This is a genomic window from Muricoccus roseus (genome assembly GCF_900141905.1).
Lineage (GTDB): Bacteria > Pseudomonadota > Alphaproteobacteria > Acetobacterales > Acetobacteraceae > Roseomonas > Roseomonas rosea.
Map to the genome: position 1 here is coordinate 1 of NZ_FQZF01000010.1, position 25941 is coordinate 25941.

Annotated in this window: 28 protein-coding genes; 10 read left to right on the forward strand and 18 right to left on the reverse strand. The window is 69.8% G+C overall.

Annotation, left to right across the window (positions count from 1 at the left end):
• Positions 1-177: 177 nt before the first annotated feature.
• A complete protein-coding gene (locus tag BUB97_RS26190) occupies positions 178-351 on the reverse strand; it encodes a hypothetical protein (protein WP_175562599.1) in 174 nt (57 codons plus the stop codon).
• A 16-nt stretch (positions 352-367) separates the two neighbouring features.
• On the opposite strand from BUB97_RS26190, the gene BUB97_RS25800 reads away from it, so the two are divergent.
• Positions 368-724: an FAD-binding protein gene (locus BUB97_RS25800; RefSeq protein ID WP_073134147.1), complete on the forward strand. Its 357-nt coding sequence runs from the start codon at positions 368-370 to the stop codon at positions 722-724.
• Between the two features lie 203 nt (positions 725-927).
• Here the strand turns inward: BUB97_RS25800 and BUB97_RS09770 are convergent, their stop codons facing one another.
• Both BUB97_RS09770 and BUB97_RS09775 read right to left on the reverse strand, forming a co-directional pair.
• On the reverse strand, positions 928-2277 hold the full coding sequence (locus tag BUB97_RS09770) for an MmgE/PrpD family protein (protein ID WP_073134150.1): 1350 nt from the start codon (positions 2275-2277) through the stop codon (positions 928-930).
• Positions 2278-2279: 2 nt separating this feature from the next.
• Positions 2280-3152, reverse strand: a complete 873-nt coding sequence (locus BUB97_RS09775; protein WP_175562600.1) for a tripartite tricarboxylate transporter substrate-binding protein — start codon at positions 3150-3152, stop codon at positions 2280-2282.
• A 191-nt stretch (positions 3153-3343) separates the two neighbouring features.
• Between BUB97_RS09775 and BUB97_RS09780 the strand changes: the two genes are divergently transcribed.
• Genes BUB97_RS09780 through BUB97_RS09790 form a run of 3 tightly spaced genes read left to right on the forward strand, consistent with a single transcriptional unit; the run spans position 3344 to position 5917 of the window.
• Positions 3344-4135, forward strand: coding sequence for an SDR family oxidoreductase (locus tag BUB97_RS09780; protein ID WP_073134469.1), 792 nt, complete (start codon positions 3344-3346; stop codon positions 4133-4135).
• 42 nt (positions 4136-4177) lie between these two features.
• Positions 4178-5137: a tripartite tricarboxylate transporter substrate binding protein gene (locus tag BUB97_RS09785; protein ID WP_139281322.1), complete on the forward strand. Its 960-nt coding sequence runs from the start codon at positions 4178-4180 to the stop codon at positions 5135-5137.
• 9 nt (positions 5138-5146) lie between these two features.
• Positions 5147-5917, forward strand: a complete 771-nt coding sequence (locus BUB97_RS09790) for an SDR family oxidoreductase (protein ID WP_073134154.1) — start codon at positions 5147-5149, stop codon at positions 5915-5917.
• On the opposite strand, the gene BUB97_RS09795 is transcribed toward BUB97_RS09790, so the two are convergent.
• Complete coding sequence (locus tag BUB97_RS09795) at positions 5914-6726, reverse strand: N-acyl homoserine lactonase family protein (protein ID WP_245818261.1); 813 nt, start codon at positions 6724-6726, stop codon at positions 5914-5916. The two genes, BUB97_RS09790 and BUB97_RS09795, sit on opposite strands and share 4 nt — an antisense overlap.
• A gap of 43 nt (positions 6727-6769) precedes the next feature.
• On the opposite strand from BUB97_RS09795, the gene BUB97_RS09800 reads away from it, so the two are divergent.
• Entirely contained in the window at positions 6770-7792 is a 1023-nt protein-coding gene (locus BUB97_RS09800) for a LacI family DNA-binding transcriptional regulator (protein ID WP_073134156.1), read from the forward strand.
• Between the two features lie 4 nt (positions 7793-7796).
• Here BUB97_RS09800 and BUB97_RS09805 read toward each other — a convergent pair whose 3' ends face one another.
• The 4 genes from BUB97_RS09805 to BUB97_RS09820 all read right to left on the reverse strand — a co-directional run bounded on the left by BUB97_RS09805 (position 7797) and on the right by BUB97_RS09820 (position 12199).
• Complete coding sequence (locus tag BUB97_RS09805) at positions 7797-8600, reverse strand: SDR family NAD(P)-dependent oxidoreductase (protein WP_073134158.1); 804 nt, start codon at positions 8598-8600, stop codon at positions 7797-7799.
• Positions 8601-8604: 4 nt separating this feature from the next.
• Complete coding sequence (locus tag BUB97_RS09810; RefSeq protein ID WP_073134159.1) at positions 8605-10212, reverse strand: thiamine pyrophosphate-binding protein; 1608 nt, start codon at positions 10210-10212, stop codon at positions 8605-8607.
• Positions 10209-11204, reverse strand: coding sequence for a Bug family tripartite tricarboxylate transporter substrate binding protein (locus BUB97_RS09815; protein ID WP_073134161.1), 996 nt, complete (start codon positions 11202-11204; stop codon positions 10209-10211). Before BUB97_RS09815 ends, BUB97_RS09810 begins: the two co-directional genes overlap by 4 nt.
• A gap of 68 nt (positions 11205-11272) precedes the next feature.
• A complete protein-coding gene (locus tag BUB97_RS09820; protein ID WP_086062070.1) occupies positions 11273-12199 on the reverse strand; it encodes a TauD/TfdA dioxygenase family protein in 927 nt (308 codons plus the stop codon).
• Between the two features lie 282 nt (positions 12200-12481).
• Between BUB97_RS09820 and BUB97_RS09825 the strand changes: the two genes are divergently transcribed.
• The gene (locus tag BUB97_RS09825; protein ID WP_073134164.1) at positions 12482-13378 is read left to right on the forward strand and encodes an NAD(P)-dependent oxidoreductase; all 897 of its coding nucleotides are present in this window, start codon (positions 12482-12484) and stop codon (positions 13376-13378) included.
• 38 nt (positions 13379-13416) lie between these two features.
• On the opposite strand, the gene BUB97_RS09830 is transcribed toward BUB97_RS09825, so the two are convergent.
• Positions 13417-14385: a Bug family tripartite tricarboxylate transporter substrate binding protein gene (locus BUB97_RS09830; protein WP_073134479.1), complete on the reverse strand. Its 969-nt coding sequence runs from the start codon at positions 14383-14385 to the stop codon at positions 13417-13419.
• 157 nt (positions 14386-14542) lie between these two features.
• On the opposite strand from BUB97_RS09830, the gene BUB97_RS09835 reads away from it, so the two are divergent.
• Positions 14543-14869, forward strand: a complete 327-nt coding sequence (locus tag BUB97_RS09835; RefSeq protein WP_073134165.1) for an NIPSNAP family protein — start codon at positions 14543-14545, stop codon at positions 14867-14869.
• A gap of 6 nt (positions 14870-14875) precedes the next feature.
• Here the strand turns inward: BUB97_RS09835 and BUB97_RS09840 are convergent, their stop codons facing one another.
• A complete protein-coding gene (locus BUB97_RS09840; RefSeq protein ID WP_073134167.1) occupies positions 14876-15598 on the reverse strand; it encodes a GntR family transcriptional regulator in 723 nt (240 codons plus the stop codon).
• A 161-nt stretch (positions 15599-15759) separates the two neighbouring features.
• On the opposite strand from BUB97_RS09840, the gene BUB97_RS09845 reads away from it, so the two are divergent.
• The gene (locus BUB97_RS09845) at positions 15760-16170 is read left to right on the forward strand and encodes a carboxymuconolactone decarboxylase family protein (protein WP_073134169.1); all 411 of its coding nucleotides are present in this window, start codon (positions 15760-15762) and stop codon (positions 16168-16170) included.
• Entirely contained in the window at positions 16167-17084 is a 918-nt protein-coding gene (locus tag BUB97_RS09850; protein WP_073134171.1) for an NAD(P)-dependent oxidoreductase, read from the forward strand. The genes BUB97_RS09845 and BUB97_RS09850 overlap by 4 nt, the downstream gene beginning before the upstream one ends.
• Positions 17085-17118: 34 nt before the next feature.
• Here BUB97_RS09850 and BUB97_RS09855 read toward each other — a convergent pair whose 3' ends face one another.
• Genes BUB97_RS09855 through BUB97_RS09865 form a run of 3 tightly spaced genes read right to left on the reverse strand, consistent with a single transcriptional unit; the run spans position 17119 to position 19174 of the window.
• Positions 17119-17907 (reverse strand): N-acyl homoserine lactonase family protein, encoded by a 789-nt coding sequence (locus tag BUB97_RS09855; protein ID WP_073134173.1) that lies wholly within the window; start codon positions 17905-17907, stop codon positions 17119-17121.
• Positions 17904-18833, reverse strand: a complete 930-nt coding sequence (locus tag BUB97_RS09860) for an NAD(P)-dependent oxidoreductase (protein ID WP_073134176.1) — start codon at positions 18831-18833, stop codon at positions 17904-17906. Before BUB97_RS09860 ends, BUB97_RS09855 begins: the two co-directional genes overlap by 4 nt.
• A 5-nt stretch (positions 18834-18838) precedes the next feature.
• The gene (locus tag BUB97_RS09865) at positions 18839-19174 is read right to left on the reverse strand and encodes a carboxymuconolactone decarboxylase family protein (RefSeq protein WP_073134178.1); all 336 of its coding nucleotides are present in this window, start codon (positions 19172-19174) and stop codon (positions 18839-18841) included.
• A gap of 150 nt (positions 19175-19324) precedes the next feature.
• Here BUB97_RS09865 and BUB97_RS09870 point away from each other — a divergent pair, with 150 nt between their 5' ends.
• On the forward strand, positions 19325-20311 hold the full coding sequence (locus BUB97_RS09870) for a Bug family tripartite tricarboxylate transporter substrate binding protein (RefSeq protein WP_086062073.1): 987 nt from the start codon (positions 19325-19327) through the stop codon (positions 20309-20311).
• Between the two features lie 33 nt (positions 20312-20344).
• On the opposite strand, the gene BUB97_RS09875 is transcribed toward BUB97_RS09870, so the two are convergent.
• Genes BUB97_RS09875 through BUB97_RS09895 form a run of 5 tightly spaced genes read right to left on the reverse strand, consistent with a single transcriptional unit; the run spans position 20345 to position 25940 of the window.
• Positions 20345-21334, reverse strand: coding sequence for an Ldh family oxidoreductase (locus tag BUB97_RS09875; RefSeq protein ID WP_073134179.1), 990 nt, complete (start codon positions 21332-21334; stop codon positions 20345-20347).
• A gap of 37 nt (positions 21335-21371) precedes the next feature.
• The gene (locus BUB97_RS09880) at positions 21372-22088 is read right to left on the reverse strand and encodes an SDR family NAD(P)-dependent oxidoreductase (RefSeq protein WP_175562601.1); all 717 of its coding nucleotides are present in this window, start codon (positions 22086-22088) and stop codon (positions 21372-21374) included.
• A 58-nt stretch (positions 22089-22146) separates the two neighbouring features.
• Positions 22147-23409 (reverse strand): ABC transporter substrate-binding protein, encoded by a 1263-nt coding sequence (locus BUB97_RS09885; protein WP_073134181.1) that lies wholly within the window; start codon positions 23407-23409, stop codon positions 22147-22149.
• A 46-nt stretch (positions 23410-23455) separates the two neighbouring features.
• Positions 23456-24163 carry an ABC transporter ATP-binding protein gene (locus tag BUB97_RS09890; protein ID WP_073134183.1) on the reverse strand — a complete coding sequence of 236 codons (708 nt, stop codon included), beginning with the start codon at positions 24161-24163 and terminating at the stop codon, positions 23456-23458.
• A complete protein-coding gene (locus BUB97_RS09895; protein WP_217659610.1) occupies positions 24150-25940 on the reverse strand; it encodes a branched-chain amino acid ABC transporter ATP-binding protein/permease in 1791 nt (596 codons plus the stop codon). Before BUB97_RS09895 ends, BUB97_RS09890 begins: the two co-directional genes overlap by 14 nt.
• Position 25941 lies beyond the last annotated feature (1 nt).

A 25941-nucleotide genomic window follows, 5' to 3' on the forward strand; every position in this document is an offset into this window, starting at 1 on the left:
TCCCCTGCGCAGGAAAGCAGTACCAGGGCCCTAGGAGTGGGGACTGGAGACGCCGGCGTGTTCTCGATCGGACTGAGAGGCTACCGCACCCGAAGTCGTGTCTCTGGACGTGTGCGGCGATGCGGATTTGCGCGAGCGGTCGCGAGGGAGGCGATGCGCCCCGTCGGCCGGCTGGTCTCAGTCCGCGCTGAGGAGGCGCTGCTGATCGTGCCAGTCGAGCGGCAGGCGGGTGTCGCGCATCAGGCGCGACGGGGTGATCGCGGCGGTCTGGGCGCCCGAGAGGATGGCCTTGGTCAGGCTGGGGGCGAGGTAGGCCAGCCGGACCAGCCGGGCGAGGTAGGAGCGGGACACGCCTTCGCGGGCGGCGATGCTCTCGAGCGAGCAGCACCGCGGTGAAACTCCATGGGGACTGGCGCGATTCGACCCGAGCACGACGCTCGGCCCCATAGAGCAGCCGCCATTCTATGGCATCCGCCTGCGTCCGACGGCGCTGTCATCAGCGGGGCTCGTGGCCGACGGCGAAGCGCGGGTGATTCATGTTCGCGGCCATCCCATCCCCGGCGTCTTCGCAGTTGGCAACGCGGCGGCGCGGACCGAGACGGGATCCGGCTACCAGACAGGCTTCTCCCTTGTCTCGGGTCTCACATTCGGACTGATCGCGGCAAGGTCAGTGGCGCGCGACGCAGGCGACGCCGGGAGGCCGGTGCTGCCGGGCGTGCTGTGACCGGGGAAACGACACCCTTGGGTTCTTTGCGCAGGTCTGGGCCGATCGATGACCCCTGCCGCTACTCGCAAAACCTGCTGCAAAAGGGCTTGTCTCTGCACGATACACTCTGGAATCGAACATCACGTTTCTTGCTCCCTTTATCGACATCGGCCCGGCATTGATCGTGAAGGGACTGACGGACGGAGGAGGGCGCAAGGGTGTCAGTCCGTCGCCCCCATAGAGCGGAGTAGCGGTGCCAGGTCGGCCGTTTCCTGAAGCGCCCAGATTGCATCGACCCACCCATCGGCCTTGTCTGCGCGCCCGCCCAGGGAGGCGTTGTCCCGGAATTTCGCCTCTAGCTCGCCGTCTGTCAGCGGCCGGGCGGCACTACCGCGAGCCTCCATCACAAGCGCGACGTGCGTCTGCCCCGCGGTGTCCCACACAGTAACGCGCGCCGCACCCCTCGGCAGGCTTGTATCGAGTCTTGCGCGCACTTTGTCGCGCAGGGCGGAAGTGGCGCGGTCATGCACTGCCGCCGCCGCGAACTCGGCAACGCCCGCAGCACCTCGCAGCATTGCCACGGCCACGCAATGATGGATGCTGACGCGGCTGTCGCGCTCCGTCCTGACCGGCCGGTCGCCACGATCAAGCAGGAGCTGGTCGCCCTCCACGAGCACGGATTCTACGGCCCCGGCCGGTACGCGTGCCCGAAGCTCCAGCGCCGCATCGATCACAGCGTGGAAGACGATGCCGGCGGGATAGGGCTTGTAGGTGTTGCGGGCGAATTCCCAGCGCGTGCCGAGCCCGTCCAGGATGCGGGAGAGGTCCGGCACGTCCCCCATCGCGCGCGCCCAGCCGAGCGGGCCCTCGATGGCGGCCGGGGCGGCCTCGTATCCGTCCCGGGCCATCAGCGCGGCGAGAAGGCCGTTTCGTGCGGCATTGCCCATGCCGACATTCTTTGCCGCGCTCGGAAGGTTCTCCACCAGCCCAGCGGACTGGCTGGCAGCGATGCCCAGCGCGTGCCAGGCCTGTCGGGCATCCAGCCCGAGCAGCCGCGCGCATCCCGCGGCGGCGCCGAAGACGCCGGTGGTGGATGTGATGTGCCAGCCGCGATCGTAGTGCCCGGGCGAGACGGCGGCGCCGATCCGGCATTCCGCCTCCGCGCCGAGGATGAAGGCGTGCAGCACCTCGGCCCCGGAGAGGTTGTGCAGCTCCGCTAGCGCGAGCAGCGGCGGAGCCACGGCGGCCGTGGGGTGAATGACGGTCTCGAGATGAGTGTCGTCGTAGTCCAGCAAGTTGGCGGCGATCGTGTTGACGAAGGATGCGGCCATCGCGTCGAGCCGCTCCCTCCGCCCGATCACCGTCACTCGCTGCGACCCCGAGAAGGGCGCCATGACGCGCGCGGCCGTCTCGACCGCCGGATCCTGCGCGACGCCCAATGCGCCGCCGAAGAAGTTCAGCAGAGATCGCGTGGCCTCGTGGCGCAGTGGCGGCTCGATCCGGTCCCAGCGAGACGTTGCGACGAACGCGCCGAGCGCCTCGCCTGCGAAGGGGTGGGTGTCCACTGCCATGCTCACTGCACCCGCGTGATCAGGCCGTCACGCGCGGCCTGGGCCCATCTTGCGTCGTCCTCACGAAGAAATCCGGCCAGCTCGGCCGGGCCCATCACGCCGAGATCGGCACCGATGGCGGCCAGGCGTTCCCGCACGCGCGGTATCTGCAGCGTCTTCTCCACCGCGTCGTGCATACGCGTGGCGATGGCAGGCGGCAGCGCGGCCGGGCCGACCATGGCGTACCAGCCGGCGAAGTCGTAGCCGCGCACTCCGGCCTCGGCGAGGGTCGGCACCTCGGGCAGCAGCGGGGTGCGGGTGGTGGTGGTGACGCCGAGCGCGCGGATACGGCCGGCCGCCAGGTGCTGCGTCGCCGCCACGGTGCTGTTCCAGCCGGTCGGCAGGTGGCCGGCCACGAGATCGTTCAGGATGGGGGCCGCGCCGCGATAGGGAATCTCGACCATCTCGATCCCCGCCAGCCGGGTGAACAGGTTGCCGGCATAGGAGATGGCCGCGTCCGAGGTGCCGAAGCCGATGGTGCGCGGCGCTGCCCTCGCGGCCGCGACCAGACCGGCCACGTCGCGGAAGGGCGCGGCGCCGGAGGCGGTGAGCAGCAGCGGGTAGCGCGAGAGCAGCGAGACCGGCGCGAAGTCGCGCAGCGGCTGGTAGGAGAGCGACATCACGTAGCTGTTCATGATGTGGCTTCCGGTATCGACGAGGAAGAGATGCCCGTCCGGCTCGGCACGGGCCACCACATCCGACCCGATCGAGCCGTTCGCGCCGGGCCGGTTCTCCACGACCACCGTCTGCCCGAGCACCTGCGACAAACCCTCGGAGAGGGAGCGCGCGAAGATATCGGTCCCACCACCGGGCGCGTAGGGAACCAGGAGCCGCACGGGCCGCTGAGGCCAGGTCCCCTGGGCGCGAAGGATGCCCGGGGCAGCCAGAAACGGCAGGCCGGCTAGGAGGGCGCGGCGCGGGAAGGGGTGCATGGGGCGTCCTCCGGGCCCCATCGGTCTTGCCGGGGGCTTTTGATACCGATATCACATTGAGGAAGGGCAAAGAGGTGGTCAATGGCGGGAAATCGATGCGGGCTTCCGGCGTGAGCGGCGCGTTGCGCGACCGGCGGGCCCTCATCACCGGCTCCACCGGCGGGCTTGGTCTCGCGGTGGCGCGCCGCCTCGCGGCCGATGGCTGCGGCATCGTCCTGCACGGGCTCGCGGCGCCGGGCGAAGCCGAGGCGGTTCGTGCCGCACTCGCGCAGGAGTTCGGCGTGGCGGTGAGCTATCACCGCGCCGATCTTGCCGACCCGCCTGCGATCGAGGCGCTGATGGCGGCGGCCGGGGCGATCGACATCCTCGTCAACAACGCGGCGACGCGGCACTTCGCCCCGATCGACGCCATGGCGACCGCCGATTGGGACGCCGATATCGCCGTGAACCTTTCCGCGCCCTTCCACGCCATCCGCCTCGGGGTGAAGGGGATGCGGGCGCGGGGCTGGGGGCGGATCGTCAACATGTCCTCGATCTACGGGCTGATCGGCACGCCGGATCGCGTCGGCTACGTGGTGACCAAGACTGGGCTGATCGGGATGACGCGCGCGGTGGCGCTGGAGACGGCGCGGGATGGCATCACCTGCAACGCCATCTGCCCTGCCACCAGCCTCACCCCGGGAATTGAGAGCCGCATCGAGGCCTCCATGGCGGGCGGGATGGAGCGGGAGGCCGCGACGGCCGCGGTGCTGAAGGGAAAGCAGCCCACCGGGCGCTTCGTGGAGGCGGAGGCGGTGGCCGACATGGTCGGTTTCCTCTGCGGCCCGTCGGGGCGGGACGTGACCGGCGCGGTGCTGCCGATGGATGGAGGCTGGTCCGCCTGCTGAGCGAAGCGCGACCGGGATAAGCCGGCGCCGGGGAGGGATGACGTGCAGAGACGAGTGCTGATGGCGGGCGCGGCCGTGCTGGTGGCGCCGCGCATGGTGCGGGCGCAGCGTTATCCCGTGCGGCCCGTGCGGCTGGTGGTCACCTGGCCGCCGGGCGGTTCGGCGGATATCCTGGCCCGGCAGATGCAGGCGCCGCTCAGCGCGGCCCTCGGCCAGCCTGTGGTGATCGACAACCGCAGCGGCGCCTCGGGCGCGATCGGTGCGGCGGAGGTGATCCGCGCGCCGGCGGATGGTTACACCTTCGGCATGGTGACCAGCACGCTCGTCTCCATGGCGCTGCTGCAGCGCCAGTCCTACGACCCCGTGCGAGACGTCACGCCCATCCTGCAGCACTCGCGGGTGGCGAACATCCTGGTGGTGCATCCGTCGCTGCCCGTGCGCACGGTGCCGGAGCTGATCGCCCATGCGCGCGAGCGGCAGGGCGGCCTCTCCTTCGGATCCCCTGGGATCGGCTCGGCCGTGCATATCTCCGGCGAGATGTTCCGGCTGGCGACGGCCACGAACCTGGTCCACGTGCCCTATCGCGGCGGCGGGCCGGCGCTGGCGGATCTGGTCAGCGGGTCGCTGCAGCTGATGTTCGGCAATGCCAGCTCCACCCTGCCCTATGTGCGGGATGGCAGCCTGCGCGCCATCGCCGTCACCTCGGCCCAGCGCGTCCCCTATCTGCCAGACGTGCCGACCATCGCCGAATCCGGCCTGCCAGGCTTCGCCATCGACGAATGGTATGGCTGCATCGGCCCGCGCGGCATGCCCGCAGCCACGGTGGAGCAGCTAAACGCCGCGATCTCCGCCATCCTCTCCGCCCCCGCCGAACGGGCGCGGCTGCTGGCCATGGGGGCGGAGGTGGCCGTGGGCACGCCGGAGGCTTTCGGGCGCCTGATCACCGAGGATATGGAGAAGATCGGCCGCGTGGTGCGCGACGCGCGCGTCACGTTGGAATAGGGGGCGGCGATGGGGAAATCCCTGCAGGGCAAGGCGGCGTTAGTCAGCGGGGCGAGCCGCGGCATCGGCCTGGCGATCGCGCGGCGCCTGGCGGGGGAGGGGGCGCGGGTGATGCTGGTCGCCCGCTCCGCGCCGGCGCTGGAGGAGGCGGCCGCGGCCCTTCCCGGCGCGGCCTCCTTCGCCGCAGACCTCGCGCAGCCGGAGGCCGCGGCGCGGGCCGTGGCGGTGGCGGTGGAGCGCTTCGGCGGGCTCGACCTGCTGGTGCACAGCGCGGGTGCCACGCAGCGCGGCGACTTCCTGGCGCTGGATGACGAGGCCTGGGCGGATGGCTACGCGCTGAAGCTGTTCGGCGCCGTGCGCCTGTGCCGGGCCGCCTGGCCGCATCTGCGCGCGGCGGGCGGCAATGCCGTGCTCATCGCGGGCGTCGGCGGGCGCGTGGCGAGCGCGGATTTCACCATCGGTGGTTCGGTGAACGCCGCACTGATGAACCTGACCAAGGCGCTGGCGGATCGCGGCGTGGCGGATGGCGTGCGTGTCAACGCCATCAACCCCGGCAGTATCCGGACGGATCGCCTGACCGGGCGAATCGCGACCCTGGCGCGGGAGCGCGGGCTGGAATCCGATGCCGCGGCCCAGGTCCTGGCCGCGGAAACCGGCGTCTCCCGCTTCGGCCTGCCCGAGGAGGTGGCGGGGGCGGTCGCCTTCCTGGCAGGGCCGGACGCGTCCTACGTCCAGGGCGCGATCCTGGACGTGGATGGCGGGTGGGTGCGGGCGGTCTAGGACGCCACCGGGTCTGCATCCAGCCGGGCGGCAATGCCCTCCAGCCCCGGCGCGGAGGCCGGGTACCTCAGCATCACCAGCGGGTCATGGCCTGGGATGATGTGGTCGGGCGAACTCGCCAGCCGGTGCAGCGTATCGTATCCTTCCAGCATCTGCGTCAGGTCGGCGACGATCGGGAAAGGCCGCTTCTGCTGGAAATTGGCAAAGAAATGCGAGGCGTCGGAGGCCAGCACGACCCAGCCGCGCCGCGTCCGCACCCGCACCACCTGCAGGCCCAGCGAATGGCCGCCCACATGGTGGACGCTGATCCCCGGCGCGATGTCCGAGGAGCCGTCATGGAACTTCGCACGTCCCTCGAACACCCGGCCCACCATGGCCGTGACATCGGTGGCCTCGAAGGGGTGGCGCAGCGTGTCGTGGCACATGCAGCGGCCGGTGCAGTAGGCCATCTCCCGGTCCTGGACGTGGTAGCAGGCGGCGGGGAACATCGCGTGGTTCCCGGCATGGTCGTAATGCATGTGGGAGAGGATGACGTCGGGCACCGTCGCGGCCTCCACGCCGATCATGGCCAGGCCTTCGGCGGGCGAGCGGATCAGGTTGCGGCCGCGCTTGCGGGCCATGGCGGCATCGAAGCCGGTGTCCAACACGAAGCGGCGGGTGCGGCCGATGATGGCCCAGATGAAGTAGTCCAGCGGCATGGGCCCGTTGTCATGCGGATCCCCGCCCAGGAAGTTCTGGTAGGCGGGGCGGTCGTGATGCGCGTAATGCACCGCGTGAATCTCGTAGGTCTCGTCGTCCTGGCTCATCATTCTGCCTTCCTTCCCGGGTCGCTTCTCATGGAGTGTGCGCGCCATGCCGGATGATGTCGCGGGACGCGTCGTGGGTAGCCGCATGCGGGACGTGGCGAAGCAGGCCGGCGTCTCGCCCATGACCGTATCGCGCGCGTTGCGCGACCCGTCCAAGGTGTCCGAAGGTGTGCGGCGGCGCGTGGAGGAGGCGGTGCGCGCGGTGGGCTATGTGCCCAACCGGCTGGCTGGCAATCTGTCCTCCATGAGGTCGAACGTGATCGGGCTGGTCGTGCCGAGCCTCGACAACTCGCTCTACGCCCCCACGATCCAGAGCATATCGGCGGTTCTGCGCGACAGCGGCTACCAGCTGATGATTGCCGATTGCGGCTATAGCCTCGAGGGGGAGGAGGCGCTGATCATCGCCTTCCTTGCGCAGCAGGTCGCCGGGCTCATGTTGCACGATACGCGCCACACCCGCACGGCCTGCGAGATGATCCGCCGCGCGGGCGTGCCGGTGGTGGAGACGGGCACGCTGGTGCCCGACCCGCTGGACATGGTGGTGAGCTATTCCAACCAGGATGCCGCCGGCGCGATGGTGCGGCACCTGCACCGGCTGGGGTACCGCCGCATCGCCTTCGTCAGCCTGCCCGCGGGGAATAACGACCGCAGCCGGGATCGCCAGGCCGGGTACCGCGCCGCGCTGGCAGCGCTGGATCTGCCCGCCGAACCGGGGCTGATGCTGGAGATGCCGCCCGGCCTCGCTTCCGGCGCCGAGGCGGTGGTGCGGCTGATGCAGGGCCCCACCCCGCCGGACGCCATCTTCATGGCCGGCGACGTGCTGGCCGCGGGCGCCCTGTTCGAATGCCAGAGGCGCGGCTGGGCGGTGCCGGGCAAGGTGGCGCTCGCGGCCTTCGACGATATCGACATGCTGCGCCATGTCGTCCCGCCGATCACCACGCTGCGCCTGCCGCGATCGGGCATCGGGCGGCGCGGGGCGGAGGTGCTGCTGGACCGGATCGAGGGGCGGTGCAAGGAGCGGGTGGTCGTCGACCTGGGCTTCGAGATTATCCAGCGGGAGAGCACCTGAGCCCTCAGCCCGCGGAGGCGCCTGCGGGAAGCTGCAGGCTTGCGAGTGCGGTCCGCCCGAAGCCACCATCGACCACGATCTCCTGCCCGTTGATGTAGCTTGCGGCATCCGAGGCGAGGAAGGCGACGGCATTCGCCACCTCCTCCGGCGTGCCGATCCGGCGGGATGCGACGGCTGCGCGGCGTGCCGAATGCACGACGGGGTTGTCATAGAAGGCCTGCGACAACGGCGTGCGGATGAGGCCCGGCGTGACCGCATTGGCGCGCAGCCCGCGCGGGCCCCATTCCACCGCCGTCTGCCGGGTCAATGACAGGATCGCGCCCTTGCTGGCTGCATAGGCGCCGGAGGCATTGGGCAGCGAGGCCGCGATCGAGGCAATGTTGACGATGCTGCCCGAGCCCGCCGCCAACATCGCGCGGCCGAATGCCTGGGTGCAGAGGAAGGTGCCGCGCAGGTTGATGCCGATCACCCGGTCCCAGTCCACCAGCCGCACCTCCTCCAGCGGGGTGGCGGGCGGCAAGATGCCGGCGTTGTTCACCAGCACGTCGCAGCGGCCGAAGGTCTCCGCAACCATACTTGCCGCCGTGGCCACCGCCTTCGGGTCCGCGATGTCGCAGGCGGGGGCGAGGACCCGGGTACCGCCGGCCGAGAGGCGGGCGGCGAGGTCGTCGAGCCGCTTCGGCCGGGGCTCCAGCAGAACGAGATGGCTGCCGAGCTCCGCCAGGCGCTCGGCAACGGCGGCGCCGAGGCCACCGGCCGCGCCGGTAACGACGCTGACGCGGCCGTCCAGCCGCTCCGGTCCCACCATCGTCTCAGCCCCGCAAGCGACGGACGGAGGCGTGGTAGGATTCTGGGTCCACCACCACGTCCAGCACGGCCGGGCCGTTGGACTCCGTGGCCTGCCGAAAAGCGGGCAGGAGCTGGTCGGCCGTCTCCACGCGCAGGCCGAGGCAGCCGAAGCCCTGCGCCACCCTGGCGAAATCGGTGCGGCTGTAATCCATGCCCTGGGCCTGGAGCTGCCGTCGGCGCTGCTTCACCTTGATGAGCGACATGCTCGCATCGTTCAGCACGACGACGACCAAGCGGCAGCCGAGCTGCGCCGCGGTTGCCAGCTCCGCCGCGCACATCATCAGCCCGCCATCGCCGGTGAAGGCGATGACAGTGCGGTCGGGTTCGGCGAGGGAGGCGGCGATGCCGGCGGGCAGCGCGTAGCCCATGGTGGCGAGCCCGCGCGAGATAAGCGCACCGTGCGGCCGTTGCGCCGGCCAGAGTGCCATGACCGGCAGCATATGCGCGCCGGCATCCACCGCGATGCGCGTGTCCGGCGGGGCTGCCTCGGCCAGCGCCGCGACGATGGCGCCGGGCGAGAAGTCGCCATCCTCCGGCGCCAGGGCAAGGGCGCGCATCGCGGAGCGCACCGAGGCCATTTCGGCCGCCGGCCACCCGCCGGGACGCACGGCATCAGCGAGTGCCCTGGCGGCGTCGGCGAGATCGCCCACCACGGCGGCAGCCGGTTGCAGATAGGGCCGCTCGAAGCTGTGGGTGGAGATCTGCACCACCGGCTGCTCGTAGCGCCAAGGCTGCGGCATAAACTCGATCGGGTCGGCGCCGAATAAAATGATCGCGTCGGCCGAACGCAGCAGCGGGTCCTCCGCCGCGCCACTGATGAAGGGGCCCATGGCGCGCGGGTCGCTCTCTGCGATGACGCCCTTTGCCATGTAGGTGACGAGGACTGGGCAATCCCAGGCGGCCGCCAGCGCGCGGAGTGCCTGCGCCCCATCCTCCTCGGCGGCCTGCAGCCCCGCGATGATCACCGGGCGCTGTGAGGCACCCAGCACCTTACGCGCCGCCTCCAGCGCCGCCGCCTGCGGGGGCGGGGGGGTGGGGCGGAGAACGGGGGGAGGGGGTGCGGGTGGCGAGGGGGCGCGGATGCGCTGCCCGACCAGCTCCAGGTAGACAGGGCCGGCCGGGCCGGCCTGGGTGGCGTGCAGTAGCGAGTCCAGTTCCGCCACCGGGTCCGCGCCCTCCAGCCGGCTCTCGGCCTTCACCAACGGGCGCAGCACCGCGGCCTGATCGAAGCGCTGGTGGCTGACATGCCCGTGGGAGGGTTCCTGCCCATCGGAGAGGACCAGCAGCGGCGCCCGGTCCAGCGCAGCGCAGGCGATGCCGTTCACCGCATTCGCGATGCCGGGTCCGCGCGTGGTCATCAGCACTCCGGACGCGCCGGTGAGCGCGGCCGTGACCATGCCCATGATGGCGGCGGCAGTCTCTGTGCGTGTCAGTACGAATTCGATGCCGTGGCGAGGCGCAGCGTCGATGATGTCGAGGCTGCAATCGCCGCCGGGTACGCCGAAGATACGGCGCACCCCGTGATCCGCGAGGCGCTGGACCAGCGCCTCCGCAACCGTGATCCCGTTCATTCCGCGCGCATCCCCGTCTCCGCCGCGACCTTCGCCCAGCGATCGATTTCCGAGCGGATGAAGGTGCCGAACTCCGCCGGCGTGCCGGTCACCACCTCCGCGCCTTGGCCCGCGAGGCGCGCCGCCGTATCCGGCTGCCGCACGATGGTGTTGAAGGCGGCGTTCAGGCGGTTGACCAGCGGCGCCGGCGTGCCGCGGGGTGCCACGATGCCGAGCCAGCCTGCGACCTCGTAGCCGGGGAAGCCGGCCTCGGCGACTGTCGGGACGGTGGGCGCGCCCGGAAGTCGGCTGCGGCCACTGACGGCCAGCGCCCGGACCCGGCCGGCCTCGACCTGCGGCAGCGTCACCAGTGGATCGCTAAAGGCGGAAGCGATGTTGCCGGCGATAAGGTCGTTCAGCGCAAGTGCCGCGCCGCGATAGGGCACGTGCTCGGTCTGGATGCCGGCCATCTGGGACAGCACGACCATGGCCAGATGCAGCGAGCCGCCGCTGCCCGGCGAGCCATAGGTGACGCCCGGTCGCGCACGGGCATAGGCCACGAACTCCTGGAGAGTGTTCACTGGGATGGAAGGGTGGACGACCAGGAGGTTGGAGAAAGAGACGAGGCGCGCAACCGGCTCGAAGTCGCGCGCAGGATCGTAGCCGATGTCGCGGTAGACGGCGCGATTGACCGCCATGACGCCGATCGTGCCCATCATTAGCGTGTAGCCATCGGGCGGTGCCTGGGCGGCCAGCAACGCGGCGACGTTGCCATTGGCACCCGGCCGCGGATCGACCACGACGGGCTGCCCCCACATCTCACTGAGTTTTTGGCCTACCGTGCGCGCAACGATATCCGACGCGCCGCCCGCTGCGGTTGCGACGATGAGGCGGATCGGACGGTCGGGGTAGGATGGCGCCTGGGCACCGGCCGGGGCCGCGAGGCAGGCGAGAAGGGCGGCCGCGCCAAGCCACGCCCCGGGCCGCAGGCGCGGCCGGATATCCCATCTCATGGACTTCATCTCCCACTGGGCCGGGTTCGTTCCGGCCCCTTTGTCGAGGCGCGCTGAAGGCGTGCCGGTTACGCTGCCTGTTCGAGGGTCGACGCCGTGTCCATCAGCGTCACGCGCCGCATGTCGCGCGGGTAAGTCTTGTCGTCATAGGCGAGGCCGCGATGCATGGTGCAGCGGTTGTCCCAGACGACCAGGTCATTTACCGCCCAGCGATGCGTGTAGACGAAGCGCTTCTGCGTCGCGAACTCCGTCAGATCGCGCAGAAGCATCAGGGCCTCAGGCGGTTGCCAGCCGCGGATGCGCCCGGCATGGGCGGACAGATACAGGGACAAGCGGCCCGAACCCGCATGGCGGCGGACCAGGCGCTGGGGCACCGGCGTGCAGCGGATGCGCTCGGCTTCCGTGAATTCATCGAAGCCGAGCATGGCGCGGGAGAAGATCAGTGAGTGCTCGCAGATGAGGTCGCGCACCTGCGCCTGCATCTTCGGAGTCAGCGCGTCCCAGGCCGCGCGCATATCCGCGAACTCGGTCTCGCCGCCTTCTGGCGGGATGACGCGCGCATGTAGCATCGAGTACTGCGCGGGTGTCTCCTTGAAGCTGCTGTCGCTGTGCCAGAGCCGGTTGCCGAGGTTGAACATGCGGCGCCGATCATCGGCGGCTAGGATGCGGCCATCGGCGCCGAGGTTCGAGATGTCATTGACGCGGGCGGTCTGGAGGCGTCGGCGTTCCTGGTCCACGAGAGTGGGCGTGTCCTCGACGGGGCCGAAATGGCTGCCGAATTCGAGTTGCTGGTCGTCATCCATCAGCTGTCCCGGGAAGACCAGCACGGCGTAGCGGTCCATCGCCGCGGCGATCTCGTGGACCTGCGCCGCGTCGAGTGGCTCCCGCAGGTCGATGCCGTCCACGCGGGCGGCAAAGTCCTGATTAATCGGGGTGATACGCAGCTGCGAAGCCGCTTCGGCTCCGTTGGCCTGCCCATTTGGCTCTGTGGCCATGTCGCGTCTCCTCCTTTGCGTCGCATTTGCCGCGCCTGGTCGTTCGCTTGCCGCGCGTTTTCGGTCGCGGTCGCCACATGCCTGAGGCTTGGACCCGGCCCTGATGAGGCTAGGCTTCTATGGGATCGATATCAAGAAGGTTTGGGCCGCAGGCATTAATCAGGGTTTTGAAGGCCGCCGGTATCGCCGCTTATCTGATATCGATATCTAAATGCGGCTTGTCCATTGTCCGGTCCCTGCCTAGACCAGTGCCTGGTCGGGCAAGGCCAGGGGAGGATCGCAATGGCGAACGAGGTTCTGGGCTTCATCGGGCTGGGGCAAATGGGGAGCCGCATGGCGTCGCGGCTGCTCGATGCCGGCCACGCGCTGGTGGTGTTCGATACGGTGGAGGCCTGCGTCGCGCCGCTCGTGGCCCGCGGCGCGCGTCGTGCGGAGAGCCCGGCGCAGTTGGCGGATCTGGCGGATACCGTCCTGGCCAGCCTCCCAACCCCGGACATCGTGCGCGCCGTGGGAATCGGGCCGGATGGCGTGCTGCGCGGCCAACGAGCGCGGCGCTTCGTGGATTTCTCTACCACCGGGCCGCGCGTCGCGCAGCAGGTGGCGGCCGCCTTCGCCGAACGTGGCCGCGCCTCCATCGACGCACCGGTGAGCGGTGGCATTACCGGGGCAGAGAAAGGAACGCTGGCCATCATGGTCTCCGGCCCGCGTGCAGAGTTTGATGCGCTGGAACCGGTCCTGCGCCTAGTGGGAAAGCCGTTTTTCTGCGGCGAAGGTGCGGGCCAGGCCCAGGTGCTGAAGCTCTGCAACAACCTCCTCGCCGCCGCGGCGCTGGCGGTAACGTCGGAGGCCCTTGCCATGGGCGTGAAGGCCGGACTCGACCCCAGCCTGATGTGCGAGGTCATCAACTCGAGCAGCGGCCGCAACAGCGCGACGCAAGATAAGTTCCCGCGCGCCGTCATTCCCCGGACCTTCGATTTCGGCTTCACCACGGCCCTGTCCCTCAAGGATGTCGGGCTCTGCGTGGATGAGGCGGGGGCGATGGGCGTGCCGATGGTGGTCGGCAGCGCCGTGCGGCAGATGCTCGCCGTCACCAGCGCGACCTTCGGGCCGGAGAGCGACTTCACCTCCGTCGCCAAGTTGGTCGAGGGTTGGGCGGGGGTGGAGGTGGGCGGCGCCTGAGGCACCGCCCACCAGCGCCCGCATCGGCTGCGCGACCCTCACTCCAGCTGGATGTTGAGGTCGCGCACCACATTGGCCCAGCCCATCCGGTCCTCGGCGATGAAGGCGCGCATCTCCTCGGGCTTCGTGCTCACGGGAAGGGCGGCTTGAGCCCGGAAGATGGCCTGCACGGCGGGCTGGTTCAGCACCTCCGCCACCACCGCCGCGATCCGCTCCGCGACCGGCATGGGCAGGCGCGCGGGCCCGAGCAGGCCGAACCAGTTCCCCGCGCTCACGGGCATGCCCAGCTCCGCCATGGTCGGCGTCTCTGGCAGCAGCGGGATGCGCTGCGCGGCGCCCACGCCCAGGATCCTCACCTTCCCGTCGCGCGCTACCGCTTCGGCCGGGCCGGCATTGAGGAACATCACGTCCACCTGCCCCGCCACCAGCGCCGTGCTGGCCGGCGCCGCGCCGGTGAAGGGCACATGCAGCATCTGCAGCCCGGCCTGCTTGATCAGGGACTCCATTGCGAGGTGCGAGGTGCTGCCGATGCCCCAGGAGGCGAAGGTGATCCGCCCCGGCTCCGCCCGCGCCTTCGCCAGGAAGCCCTGCAGGTTGTCCACGCCGAAGCTAGGCCGCGTCAGCAGCACGAAGGGACCGCGCGCGAAGAGAGTGACCGGCGTGAAGTCCGTCGCCGGGTTGTAGGCAAGGCGCGGATAGATCAGCGGGTTGATCGCGTGCGTCTCGGCGTTCGCCAGGATGAGCGTGTGCCCGTCCGGCGCCGAGCGCGCGACCACCTGCGTGCCCACCGCCCCGTTTGCGCCCGGCCGGTTCTCAATGATCACGGGCTGGCCGAGAGGGCCGGCCATGGCAGCGGCGATGGCCCGCATCACTACATCCGCGAGCCCGCCCGCGTTCCACGGGACGATGACGCGGATCGGCTGGTCGGGGAAGGCCGCCAGAGCCGGTGCGGCGAGCGGCAGCGTGGCCGCGGCGCCGAGGAACCCGCGTCGTGTGATCTGATCCATGGGGCGTGTTTCCTGCTTCCCGTCCCGGTCCTTGTGACGGACCTTGGCCGCAAGGTTCCGCACGCCGAACATCCTGTCAACGATTTTCAGATTGTCAGACAGATGTCAGGATGCCCCGCCCAAGCAGGACCGTCCTGCCCTCCCTGGAGAAGCCGCCTTGATTCACGAGCTCCGCATCTACCACTGCGTCCCGGGGCGCCTCCCCGACCTCCTCCGCCGCTTCGAGACGATGACGCTGGGCATCTGGGAGAAGCACGGCATCCGCCAGGCCGGCTTCTGGACGGTCGCGGTCGGCGATTCGAACCAGGACCTCTACTACCTGCTGGAATGGCAGTCCCTCGCGGAGCGCGAGACGAAGTGGAACGCCTTTCAGGCCGACCCCGAATGGATCGCCAAGCGGGCTGAGACGGAGAAGAACGGCGCCATCGTGGCCAGCATCACCAACCTGATTCTGCAGCCGACGGGCTTCTCGGCGGTGAAATAGGCCGCGCTAATCCGCCGCGGGCGCCGGGAGGCGGCCGCGCGCCGCCTCGGCCTTCTCGCTCGCCTGCTGGTTCAGGATGCGCAGGGCGACGCGGGCGGCCTGGGCCACATGGTCCCGGCAGGCTTGCCAGGTGCCCTCCGCGTCCCGCCGCTCGATCGCCTCGACGATGCGGCGGATCTCCGTGACCGTGCGCGGCAGCCGCTCGGGGTCGGAGAGGGTGGTGGCGCGGAGCTGGGTATTCCGGTTCAGCACCTGATCCAGCATCCGCGCCACATAGGCGTTACGGCAGCCCCGCAGCAGGACATCGTAGAAGCGCCGCTTCAGCCCCAGCAGCGCCACGCGGTCCAGGCCCGGGCGAGCTGCCGCAATCTCCTCGAACACGGCCCGCAGCTCCGCGATCTCGTCCTCGGAGGCACGTTCGGCGAAGCCCTGGCCCGCCAGCGCCTCCAGCACCGCGCGGACCTCATAAACCTGGCTGGCCTCAGCCGGGGAGAGATAGGCGACGAAGGGCCCGCGGTTCGGCACCACGTCGATCAGCCCCTCCGCCTCCAGCAGCCGCACCGCCTCGCGGATCACCCCGCGGCTGACGCCGAACAGGTCACAGAGCAGGCGGTCGGACAGGTGGTCACCGGGCATGAATCGGCCGCTGATGATCGCCTCACGAAGGCGTTCCTCGACTTGCCGCCGCACAGGCTGTGGCGTGATGCGCAGGGACGCGTCGTTCGGCATTGCTCTCCACATCCCGGGCCATGGGAGAAGCCCCGGCCCGCACAGGCAATTTGGTTGCTGGCCCATTCCCCGTCCAGACGGAAACGATCCTGCAACCCCCAATCAGAATTGACCGACAATCAGACAGGAGTATAGGCTGCGGCAACGACGGAGGAAACAGTATGTCCGACGACACCTGGTTCGAGAAAGGGCTGGAAGTCCGGCGCGCGGTGCTCGGCGCCGAGTATGTCGATGGCGGCATCGCCAAGGCCGACGACTTCATGATGGCCTTCCAGCGCATCACGACCGAGTGGTGCTGGGGCTATGCCTGGACCCGCGAGGGGCTCGACCGCCGCACGCGCAGCATGCTCAACCTCGCCATGCTGACGGCCCTGGGCCGCACGCCCGAGATTAAGCTCCACGTGAAGGGCGCCCTCACCAACGGCGTGACAGTGGAGGAGATCAAGGAAATCCTGCTGCACGCCACCGTGTATTGCGGCATCCCCGCCGGGCTCGACGCCTTCAAGGCGGCGCATGAGGTGCTCGTGAAGGAGGGCGCTCTGACCGGTGAGCCCGCGAAGCCCGCGGAATGAGCGACGGGAACCTCCGCCGGATCGCCTTCATCGGCATCGGCAACATGGGCTGGCCCATGGCCGCCCGCCTGATCGAGGCCGGCTTCGACCTCGTGGTCTTCGATGCCGCGCCCGACCGCGCCGCCCGCTTCGCGCAGGAGGTGGGCGGCCATGCAGCCGATGATGCGGCCTCCGCCGTGCGCGGCGCCGACGCTGTCATCACCATCCTGCCGACGTCCAAGCATGTCGGGCAGGCGCTGGAGGCAATGGGGGATGCGCTGGCCGCCGGCACTCTCGTCATCGAGATGAGCTCCGGTGTGCCGACCGCCACGCGCGGGTACGCCGAGAGCCTCGCTGCGCGCGGCGTGACGATGATCGACGCCCCCGTCTCCGGCGGCGTGCCGCGCGCGAAAACCGGGGATCTCGCCATCATTCTCGGCGGTGAGGCCGAGGCGATCAGCCGCGCCGATCCGGTGCTGCGCGCCATGGGCACCACGCTGACCCATGTCGGCGGCGTCGGCTCCGGGCAGGCGATGAAGGCGCTGAACAACCTCATGGGCGCGGCCGGCTTCCTCATCGGGGTGGAGGCGCTGCTGATCGGCCAGCGCTTCGGCCTCGATCCGGCGGTCATGGTGGACGTGCTGAACGCCTCCACCGGCATGAACAACAGCACCCAGAAGAAGTTCAAGCAGTTCGTGCTGTCCCGCCGCTTCGATGCCGGCTTCGGGCTGGACCTCATGGCGAAGGACGTCTCCGTCGCGCTCGAGGTCGGGCGCGACACCAACACGCCCACCCCCTTCGCGGCGCTGTGCCGGGAGATGTGGGCGAGCGCGCAGGGCCTGCTGGGTCCGGGCCAGGACCACACCGCGATGGCGCAGTTCTCCGAGCGGCTCGTGGGCGAGACGCTGGGCGGAGGCAACCGCGCGGCGGAGTAGAGGCGGGGCCGGGATCACCTCCCGGCCCCTTCCCTCAGGCGCGCGGCGGCACGTCCAGCCGCACGACGATGCCCTCCAGCTCCGGCCGCGGCGCCGGATAGCGGCGCATCACCTCCGGATCATGGCCGGGGATGATATGCGCGGGGCTGTCGGCCACGGCGCGCAGCCGGTCGAAGCCCTCCAGCATCTCGCCGATGTGGAATGCGGTGGTGAAGGGCCGGCCGCTCTCCATGTTCTCGTAGAAATGCGTGACATCGGAGGCGAGCACCACCCGCCCCCGCGCCGTCTCCACCGAGACGAATTGCAGCCCCGCCGAATGCCCGCCCGTGGAATGCAGGCGGATGCCGGGCCAGGGTTCCACCACCCCGTCATGGAAGACCACGCGCCCGGCGTAGTTCATGCGCACGATTCCCACCACATCCTCCACCTCGAAGGAATGGGAGAGCTGCTTGTGCCGCATGTAGCGGCCACAGGCGTAGTGCACCTCCTCCTCCCGCAGGTGGAAGCGCGCCTTGGGGAAGAGGTCGAAATTGCCGACATGGTCGTAGTGCAGGTGCGTCAGCACCACGTCCTCCACCACATCGGGCGCGATGCCGATCAGCCCAAGTGCCTCGACCGGGCAGCGCAGGAACTCGCGGCGGCGCTTGCGCGCGACCTCGGCGGTGAAGCCGGTGTCCACCACGATCGCGCGGCCGTCCTTCACCAGGGCCCAGGCGAAATAGTCCATCGGCATGGGCCCGTCATGCGGATCGCCGCCGATGAAGTGTTCCGCCCGTACCGCATCCCGGCGGGCGTAGCGGATGGCGTAAACCTCATAGGTCATGGCGCGCCATCCGCATCCAGCACGGCCTGCATCGCCGCCCGGTCCACCTCGATTTCCACCCCTGCCCGCTCCAGCTCCAGCAGCATGGCGGAACGCGAATCCCGCTGACCCCAGCCTCGGCCCAGCGCCTCCGTCATCTCCTCCAGGGTCAGCGCCGCCATCCGCATCGGTACCCCCACCTCGCGTCCCAGAGCACAGGCGAGCGACACGTCCTTATGCGCCAAGCGAAGCTGGAAAGCGGGGGTGTCGTAGCTGTTGATGAGGAACTGCTCGGTCACTCCGTCATAGGTGCGCCGCCGGCCATGCACGCCCTGGCGGATAGCGGCGAACAGCGCGAGCGGATCCAGCCCGGCCTTCGACCCCATGGCGAAGACCTCCGCCATGATGACGTTCAGCGCGTAGCCGGACAGGTTGTGCGCCAGCTTTGCGATGCTGCCCGCCCCGATCTCGCCCACGCGGATCGGGCGATCCCCCATGGCCGCCAGCAGTGGCCGGCAGCGATCGAACACCTCCGCCTTCCCGCCGACGAAGAAGGCAAGCTTGCGGCTGGATGCGCCGCGCGGCCCGCCGCTGATCGGCGCATCCAGCACATCCACGCCCTTTTCAGCGCCCGCCGCGTGCAGCTCCCGCACCGCGGAGACAGCGTTGGTGGAGATGTCGATGAGCACCGATCCCGGGCGAAGCGTCTCCAGCAGCTGCGCGCCCACGGCCTTCACCTCCGCGGGGCCCGGAAGGGAGGTGAAGACCACGTCACAGGTCTCGCCCATCGCCTGGGGCGAAGCCGCCCATTCCGCGCCAGCCCCTACCAGCGCATCCGCCGCCTCACGCCGGACATCATGCACCACCAGCGCCACATCCGGCGCCTTGGCGAGGTTGGCGGCCATGCTGGCACCCATGGTGCCCAGGCCGATGAACCCGACACGCATGGCGCTCAGCCCTCCCGCTTCTCGAAGACCTCGGTCGCGACCTGCGCGCCCGACATCGCGGCGGGCCAGCCCGCATAGAAGGCGAGATGGGTGATGAGGCCAGCGATCTCCTCCTGCGTCACCCCGTTGTCGAGCGCCCGGCCGATATGGACCGAGAGCTGCTCCGGCCGATAGGTCGCGACCAGTGCCGCGACAGTGACCAGGCTCCGGTCACGCTTGGACAGATCCGTGCGCTCCCACAGATCGCCATAGACGACGCCCTCCGTGTACTCGACCAGCGCCGGCACGGTCTTACGGACGCGGTCACGCTGCGCGGATTGCGGGATGGGCTTCGTGCTCATGGGCATCTCCTCCGGTTCTGACTTGCCGGGAGCCTAGGACCGTCCGCCGGACCATATCAACCCGTCGTCTGATTGTCGGACAAATCTGTTGATCGGCGTCCTCCGCCGTGGTCACCTGCCGCAAAGAGAGTGAAAAGGGAGGACCTCATCATGCGCAGCGCTGCCTGGCGCCCGGCACTTCTGCTCGGGCTCGCGGCCCTGATTGGCATCGGACCCGCTGCCGCGCAGGACTATCCCAACCGCACCGTCACCCTCATCGTGCCATCCGCGCCCGGCGGCACGCTCGACGCCCTCGCGCGCCTCATGGCCCAGGGAATGGGGGCCGATCTCGGCCGCACCGTCGTGGTGGAGAACGTCTCCGGCGCCGGAAGCGTGGTCGGCACGCAGCGCCTCGTCCGCTCCGATCCGGATGGCTACACGATCGGCTTCGGCAATCTCGGCTCGATGGCGGCGACGGTCGCCCTCGGCGCCGACCCGAACTTCGACCCGCGCCGCGACCTGACGCCGATCAGCATCGTCGCCAATGTCCCCATGGTCATCGCCGCCGGCCCGCGCTCCGGTATCCGCGACCTGGGCACGCTGATCGAGCGCATCCGCACGCGCGGCGAGGAGGTGACCTTCGGCACGCCGGGCACCAACACCACCGGCCATCTCGCCCCGGCCTATCTACTCTCGATCCTCGGCACGAAGGCGATGCTCGTCCCCTATCGCGGCGCGGGCCCTGCCATGAGCGATCTCGCGGCCGGCACGGTGACGGCCGTCATCGATCAGACCGTCACGATGATCCCGGCGCATCAAGGCCGCACGGCCGTCGCCCTCGCCGTCACGGGCTCCAGCCGCATCGCGCAGCTGCCCGAGGTGCCGACCTTCGCCGAGGCCGGCGTGCCCGGCTTCGACATGGTCATTTGGAACGCCATCGCGGGCCCGGCCAACCTGCCGCAGGCGCGGGTGGACCGGCTGCTGAAGGCGATCGATGCGGCCCTGGCCAGTCCGGCCGTGGCCACCCGCTTCGCCGACCTGGCCACCACCATCCCGCCGCCGGCGGAACGCGGCCCCGCAGCCATGCGGGAGCGGATCGCCTCCGACGTCACGCGCTGGACCGAGGTCGTCAGCCGTGCAGGCCTTGCACCGCGTTAGAGCCCGCCGCGCGGGGGCGGGTGCGCGCGGCACCTACCCCCGCGCCGCCAACGCACGCACCGCGTCCAGGATCGTATCGGGGATCTGGATCTCCCCCTGGGCCAGCCTCTCCGCGCGCAGCGCCGCCGAACGGTCGAAGGGCATGCGCACCGGCGGGCCGCCCTCCACCGGCCGCGTGTCGCGGATCAGCGCCGAGTAGGCGGAGACCTTGCGCTTCACCTCATCCAGCGGGGAGAGGAGGTCGGGGCGGAAGGCGATGATCAGATAGCCGAAATCCGACAGGTGCTCCGGCGTCACCGGCGACCCCGCGATCATGCCCAGCAGCTGGACGACGATGCCGAGCCCGCTTCCTCGATGCCCGCCCCAGGCCATGAAGGCACCGTTCAGCGCGGCGACCGGATCGGTCGTCGGCCGCCCCTCCGCGTCATAGGCCGCGTCCTCCGGCAGGTTCTGCCCCAGCCGACGGGCCATCACGGCCTGCGCGTGGATGATGTTGGAAATGCCGATGTCCCAGATGACGGGCCCCTGATCGCCCGGGAAGCCGAAGCAGATGGGATTGGTCCCGAAACGCGGCTCCGTTCCCCCGGCCGGCGCGACCCAGGGCGTGGCGTTGGAGGCGATCATCACCGCCAGCCCCGCCCGCGTCGCCATTTCGGCGTAGAAGGACAGCATCCCCGTGTACCAAGTGTCGTTCGCGCCCACGATCGCGATGCCGCTCGTCACCGCCTTGTCGATCGCGATGCGCGTCGCCTCGTGCCCGACGAGATAGCCGACATTGTCGCCGCCATTCAGGCGGGCGGAGACGGGCGTTTCGGAAAGCACCGTGATGGGCCGGCCCTGATGCGGTCGGTCCGCGTACCGCTCTGCCATGCTCAGCACCCGCGCCAACCCGGCATAGCCGAGGCCGCGCAGCTCGCAATCCAGCAGATGCTCCGCGACCCGCGCCGCATCCGTCGCCGAGAGACCCAGCCCTTCCAGCCCGCGCTCGGCGAGCCGCCGCGCCTCGTCGATCCCGATCCTCATCCGAGGTCTCCCCACAGGTGACAGAGCAGACGCAGGGTCAGTACATGACCATTCCGCCATCTGCGACGAGCGTGGCGCCGTGCACATAGGAGGCTTCCGGCGAGAGCAGCCAGGCGATCGCCGGTGCGATCTCCTCCGCCGTGCCCAACCGGTTGAAGGAGGTCATGCCCTCTACCCGCGCCCGGGTCGCGGGGTCCTTCAGCGGGGTGGCGGCGAAGGGGGTGTCGATCATCCCCGGGGCGATGGTGTTCACCGCGATGCCCTTCGGCCCCAGCACGCGCGCGGCGTTCTTCGTCATAGCCAGCACCGCGCCCTTGCTGGTGGCGTAGGAGACGGTGCCCGCCAGCCCGCCGCCGCGCAGCCCCGCCACGCTGGCCACGGTGCAGATGCGCCCGCCCGCCTCCATCATCCCCGCCGCTTCCCGCAGGCATAGAAAGGTGCCGATGACGTTCACCTCGTGCACGCGGCGGAACATCGCGACCGTGGTTTCCTCGAAGGAGGTTGTCTCGAAGATGCCGGCGCAGGTGGCCAGCGCGTCCAGCCCGCTGAAGGCCGCCCGCACCTCGCCGAAGGCGCGCACCACGGCCTCCTCGTCGGCCACGTCCACGGCAATGGCCGGATGTGCCCCGCCGGCCACCCGCTGCGCCGCCTCGATGTCCCGGTCCAGGCAGGCCACCTGGTGCCCGCGCTCGATCAGCAGCCGGGCCGTGGCCGCCCCGATGCCGCTGCCCGCGCCGGTGATGGAAATCCGCATGATGCTCATCTCCCCCATGGGCGGCCCACCGCGCTTGCCGCGCGGCAGGCCCCCTTCATCAGCGCTTCAGCCAGAAGATCTCGGCAGTGGCCGAGTCACTCGGGTAGACGGTGACGGGCCTGTTGTTCTGCCACTGAACCACCACCGGCCCCGCCGTTTCGCGCACGCCGCTGGCGTCGAACTTCACGCGGCGTCCCGGGTAGTACAGGGCCGCGCCCTCGGTGATGTCGATCGTGCGCAGCGCCTCGGCCACCGCACGCCGGTCGGCCCGCCCCGCTTTTTCCAGAGCATCCCTCATGATCCAGATATCGCCATAGGTCGCGATGCTGTTCTGCCCCATCCAGGGCTCGCCGGAGGCGCGCTTGAACTCCTCGATGATGGCCTCCTGCCCCTTGGCATCCCAGTTGCCGACCACGGTGATGAAGCCCTCCATCTGCGCCGGGCGGATGTTCTGCAGCAGGTCGGACTGGGCCATCGCGATGCCGTTGCCGATCGTCGGCACCCGGCCCCGCCCGAGACCGAACTCGTTCATCTTCTCGATCAACAGCTTCACGTCCGAGATGACGGTGATCGGCATGATCATCACCTCGGGCCGCGCGGAACGGACCTTCTGGATCAGCTGCGTCGCATCCGACAGCGGCGGGGTGAAGGTCTCGTCCATGACGATGCGCAGCCCGAATTTCGCGGCATTGTCGCGGACCGGCTGCACGAAGGAGAGGGAGGAGGCGGTGTTGTCCGTCAGGATCGCCACCGTCTCCGGCCGCTTGCCCGTGGCCTGCTGCGCGAGGTTCAGCAGGATGGGCAGGGATTCGTTGGCCTGGTCGCCCGCCTTGGCGGAGGTCTGGAAGACGTAGCGGAAACCGCGCGTGGTGATCAGGTCGGAATAGCTCAGCGTCAGCATCGGCAGCTCGGCCCGCTCCGTCACCTCCGTCGCCGACAGGGTGAAGGAGGATAGGTAGGCGCCGGAGCAGGCGACAAGGTCCGGGTTGTCGGCCACCATGCGCTGGGCCGCGTTCTTCGCTTTCTCGGTGGAATCGCCGGCATCAAACAGCTTCAGCTCCAGCTTCGCGCCGCCGAGCGAGGGCACGCCGCCCCGCTCGTTCACATGCTGAATGCCGAGTTCCGCGCCCATGCGCATCAGCTGCCCGAAGCGGGAATAGATGCCGGAGAGGGGCACCAGCAGCCCCACCTTCACCGTGCCACCCGCTGCCGTCTGCGCCCGCCCGACACTTGGCAGGAGGCCAGCGCCTGCCAGTGCTGCGCCACCCGCGAGAAGGTCGCGCCGCGTGGGCCGCAGAACGCCCTTGTCAGAGATCGTCATCCGCTTCTCTCCCCGATATGGCGCCGGTTTGCCGGCTGCCGTTGCATCACATGCCCAGATAGGCCTGCCGAACACGGTCATCGCTCCGCAGCGCCTCGTGCGTGCCCTCCAGCACGATGCGCCCAGCCTCCAGCACATATCCGCGGTCCGCCGATTCCAGCGCCTCGGCCACGCGCTGCTCCACCAGAAGGATCGTCATCCCGGCCTGGCGATGGATCTCCGTCAGCCGGTCGAAGATGAACTCGGCGACGGCGGGCGCGAGCCCCATCGAGGGTTCGTCGAGCATGAGCAGGCTTGGCGAAGAGGCGAGGCCGCGCCCCACGGCCACCATCTGCTGCTGCCCGCCCGAGAGCGTGCCGGCTAGCTGGTTCCGGCGCTCTGCCAGGATCGGGAACCATTCCAGCACCTGCGCCAGGTTCCGAGCCCAGTCCCGCCGCCCCGCCTCCGTGCTGGCACCCATCTCCAGGTTCTCCATCACGGTCAGCGAGGGAAAGAGCTGCCGTCCCTCCGGCACATGCGCGATGCCCAGATGTGGGCGGCGCGCGGCGGGGATGGCCGCCAGGTCGGTCCCGTTGAAGCGGATCCGGCCCGAGCGCGCCGCGACCGTTCCCGAGATCGTCTTGAACAGCGTCGTCTTGCCGGCGCCGTTCGGCCCCACCACGGCCACGAACTCCCCCTGGCGCAACTGCAGGCTGACGCCCTTCAGCACCGAGGAGCCGCCGTAGCCGGCGTGCAGATTGTCAATCTCCAGCACGGGCGCTCCATTTGCTTCCGAGATAGGCCTCGATGACGGCAGGGTTGGCCGTCACCTCCTCCGGCAGCCCCTCCGCCAGCACGGCGCCGTGGTCGAGCACGACGAAGCGGTCCACCAGCCGAACCATGGCGTGCAGCGTGTGCTCGATGATCACCACCGTGACACCCTCCGCCGCGATGCCGCGGATCACGCCCAGTAGCTTCTCCACCTCCGGCCCGCCGAGCCCTGCGAAGGTCTCGTCCAGCAGCAACAGCCGCGGCCCGCCGGCCAGGGCGCGCGCGAGCTCCATCAGGCGCAGGTCGAGATTGCTCAAGGTGCCGGCGCGCTCGTCGATCAGCCCTCCCAGGCCCACCCGCTCCATCGCTGCCCGCGCCAGCGCCCGCGCCTCATCGATGCTGTCGGCCGCCTGGGCGCCGCTCATGACGTTGTCGGCCACCGACATGCGCGCGAAGGGCCGCACCACCTGGAAGGTCCGGCCGACGCCGAGACGGCAGAGCCGGTTGGGGGGAAGGCCCGTCACGTCCCGCCCGTCCAGCAGCACGCGCCCGGCGTCGGGGCGCACGAAGCCGTTTAGTAGGTTGAACAGCGTGGTCTTGCCCGCGCCGTTGGGCCCAATGATGCCGAGGATTTCGCCCTGACGCACGGAGAAGCTCACCTCCTGCACCGCCTTCACGCCGCCGAAGGCGCGAGAGACGCCCTCCGCCTGCAGGATCGCCGGTGCGCCGGGCCCCACGGGCGTCCTTGCCGGCGCGTGCTCGCCGAGGGCCACGGTCCCTGCCGAGGCCGTCACGGCGGCGGCAGGTGTGGCGGCCCTTGTCCCGCGCCGGTTCCGCAGCAGGTCGGCCACTTTCCAGTACACGCCCTCGGGCGCGAGGAGGATCACGGCGACGATCGCCACCCCGAACACTACACCCTGGATGCCCGGCAGCACCGCGCCGAACTGCGCATGCAATGTCTCCCCAAGCGGGATCAGCACCACAGCGCCGATGACGGGCCCCCAGACCGTGCCGACGCCGCCGAACATCGCCACCGTCAGCGCCTGGGCGGAGATCAGCATCCCGAACACGGCTTCGGGCGTGACCACGAGGAGGATCACGGCATGGAAGCCGCCTATCATCCCCGCCACCGCACCGCTCGCCGTGATGGTGATGAGCTTCAGACGGCGCGTGTCGATCCCGACCGCCTCCGCCGCCGCCTCGTTCTGCTTGATTGCCGTCAGCGCCAGGCCGTAGCGCGAGCGTTCCACCACCCGCATCGCGATCATCGTGGCCAGCAGCAGGCCGATGGCGAGAAGGATGTACACCCGCTGGTCGGTGAACTGCATGTAGGCCCAGCCCCGTTCCCGAATCAGCGGCAGCGAGACCTCCTGGTGCCCGAGCCAGAGGAAGACATTCAGCAGCGCCAGCGGATAGGCCAGCATCGCCAGCGCGAAGTAGTGCCCGCGCAGTCGGAAGGTCGGTAGGCCGATCAGCAGTCCGGCAAGCCCGCCAAGCACCGCCGCGACCGGGATGCCGGCCCAGGGCGTCAGGCCTAGCTTCACGAAGAGCAGCGCGACCGTGTAGGCGCCCAGCCCGAAGAAGGCGGCATGGCCGAAGGAGATCAGCCCTGTCATGCCAGAGAGCAGGTTCCAGGACAGTCCGAAGATGGCCCAGACGGCCACCAGCGTCAGCGTGAGCTGGTGGTAGGAATTGGTCACGAACATCGCCAGCACTGCATAGGCCACGCAGAAGGCGACCACGGGCAGGATCATGCGCGCACGGCTCAGGGCACGGAACACG

Coding starts and splice junctions, on each gene's coding strand:
- BUB97_RS09770 (WP_073134150.1), bottom strand. CDS start 2,277: ATGGCAGTGGACACCCACCCCTTCGCAGGCGAGGCGCTCGGCGCGTTC.
- BUB97_RS09795 (WP_245818261.1), bottom strand. CDS start 6,726: ATGATGAGCCAGGACGACGAGACCTACGAGATTCACGCGGTGCATTAC.
- BUB97_RS25800 (WP_073134147.1), top strand. CDS start 368: ATGCTCTCGAGCGAGCAGCACCGCGGTGAAACTCCATGGGGACTGGCG.
- BUB97_RS09875 (WP_073134179.1), bottom strand. CDS start 21,334: ATGAGGATCGGGATCGACGAGGCGCGGCGGCTCGCCGAGCGCGGGCTG.
- BUB97_RS09825 (WP_073134164.1), top strand. CDS start 12,482: ATGGCGAACGAGGTTCTGGGCTTCATCGGGCTGGGGCAAATGGGGAGC.
- BUB97_RS09830 (WP_073134479.1), bottom strand. CDS start 14,385: ATGGATCAGATCACACGACGCGGGTTCCTCGGCGCCGCGGCCACGCTG.
- BUB97_RS09820 (WP_086062070.1), bottom strand. CDS start 12,199: ATGGCCACAGAGCCAAATGGGCAGGCCAACGGAGCCGAAGCGGCTTCG.
- BUB97_RS09780 (WP_073134469.1), top strand. CDS start 3,344: ATGCGGGCTTCCGGCGTGAGCGGCGCGTTGCGCGACCGGCGGGCCCTC.
- BUB97_RS09860 (WP_073134176.1), bottom strand. CDS start 18,833: ATGCGTGTCGGGTTCATCGGCCTGGGCACCATGGGTGCCAGCATGGCC.
- BUB97_RS09810 (WP_073134159.1), bottom strand. CDS start 10,212: ATGAACGGGATCACGGTTGCGGAGGCGCTGGTCCAGCGCCTCGCGGAT.
- BUB97_RS09815 (WP_073134161.1), bottom strand. CDS start 11,204: ATGAGATGGGATATCCGGCCGCGCCTGCGGCCCGGGGCGTGGCTTGGC.
- BUB97_RS09865 (WP_073134178.1), bottom strand. CDS start 19,174: ATGAGCACGAAGCCCATCCCGCAATCCGCGCAGCGTGACCGCGTCCGT.
- BUB97_RS09855 (WP_073134173.1), bottom strand. CDS start 17,907: ATGACCTATGAGGTTTACGCCATCCGCTACGCCCGCCGGGATGCGGTA.
- BUB97_RS09880 (WP_175562601.1), bottom strand. CDS start 22,088: ATGCGGATTTCCATCACCGGCGCGGGCAGCGGCATCGGGGCGGCCACG.
- BUB97_RS09845 (WP_073134169.1), top strand. CDS start 15,760: ATGTCCGACGACACCTGGTTCGAGAAAGGGCTGGAAGTCCGGCGCGCG.
- BUB97_RS09790 (WP_073134154.1), top strand. CDS start 5,147: ATGGGGAAATCCCTGCAGGGCAAGGCGGCGTTAGTCAGCGGGGCGAGC.
- BUB97_RS09800 (WP_073134156.1), top strand. CDS start 6,770: ATGCCGGATGATGTCGCGGGACGCGTCGTGGGTAGCCGCATGCGGGAC.
- BUB97_RS09870 (WP_086062073.1), top strand. CDS start 19,325: ATGCGCAGCGCTGCCTGGCGCCCGGCACTTCTGCTCGGGCTCGCGGCC.
- BUB97_RS09840 (WP_073134167.1), bottom strand. CDS start 15,598: ATGCCGAACGACGCGTCCCTGCGCATCACGCCACAGCCTGTGCGGCGG.
- BUB97_RS09885 (WP_073134181.1), bottom strand. CDS start 23,409: ATGACGATCTCTGACAAGGGCGTTCTGCGGCCCACGCGGCGCGACCTT.
- BUB97_RS09805 (WP_073134158.1), bottom strand. CDS start 8,600: ATGGTGGGACCGGAGCGGCTGGACGGCCGCGTCAGCGTCGTTACCGGC.
- BUB97_RS09850 (WP_073134171.1), top strand. CDS start 16,167: ATGAGCGACGGGAACCTCCGCCGGATCGCCTTCATCGGCATCGGCAAC.